The organism is Aeromonas lacus (assembly GCF_000764665.1).
Taxonomy (GTDB): domain Bacteria; phylum Pseudomonadota; class Gammaproteobacteria; order Enterobacterales; family Aeromonadaceae; genus Aeromonas; species Aeromonas lacus.
In genome coordinates this window covers 1-810 of the sequence record NZ_JRGM01000191.1, presented here as the reverse complement: position 1 = coordinate 810, position 810 = coordinate 1, and the positions used below count along the sequence as shown (strand labels likewise).

Annotated in this window: 1 pseudogene; it reads left to right on the top strand. The window is 49.3% G+C overall.

Annotated features, from left to right (window positions below):
- Window positions 1-315 precede the first annotated feature (315 nt).
- A pseudogene (locus tag LG31_RS0120085) lies at window positions 316-810 on the top strand (IS5 family transposase); the annotation flags it as partial.

Sequence of the window (810 nt, the reverse complement as noted above, 5' to 3'; positions counted from 1 at the left end):
CTTATGCTTGTTTTTGTTATAGCACAGCATCAACTGGTTCAGTTCAGTTTTAGTAGTTTATCGGGGGGGGAATCTACGTATGAAATCCACAAGTGCCTTGCATGTGAAAAATTGGGGGTATTCGCTTGTCCGAACAGCTTAATCATTGTTAGTGATATATTTTATGTAGAATGAACCTCTCAATAGCTTGTTGGTACGACCGTTTAATATGAGAGATGATTTTAACTGGCGTTGTTGCCCAAATCGATGCAGCCTGAATGGAACTAACTCAGGACTTGGTGATCTGATCGCCACCATTCTCTTCAAGTCTGCATCATGGGCATGTCGCTTCACCCCATTACCAACTGGCCTAAATACAAAAAGTCTCTGATTAACCGTGGCTCACTAACCTTCTGGATTGATGCCGAAGTCATGAACAACTGGTTTCACCATGACCATCACGGGCGACGGGGCCGTATTCCGCTTTACAGTGACCAGACCATCGCAACCTTATTGCTCAAAGGGATTTTCAGCCTCACCCTGCGGGCGACTCAGGGGCTACTCGATTCTCTGTTCTAGTTGATGAATGTGCCGCTGTGCGCGCCGGATTACAGCCGTGTCAGCAAACGAGCCCGTACTGTGAAAGTGGCCTATCGGCAGCCCTGTAAGGGGCGTATCACCGACCTGGTTATCGACTCGACTTTGGGGAAGGCGAGTGGAAGGTCAGGAAACTCGGCGCCGAAAAACGGCGAGTGTGGCGCAAGTTGCATCTGACAGTAGACCCGGTGACCCACGATATCGTGGCCGCGGAAGTGTCGTTGGAAAATGTCC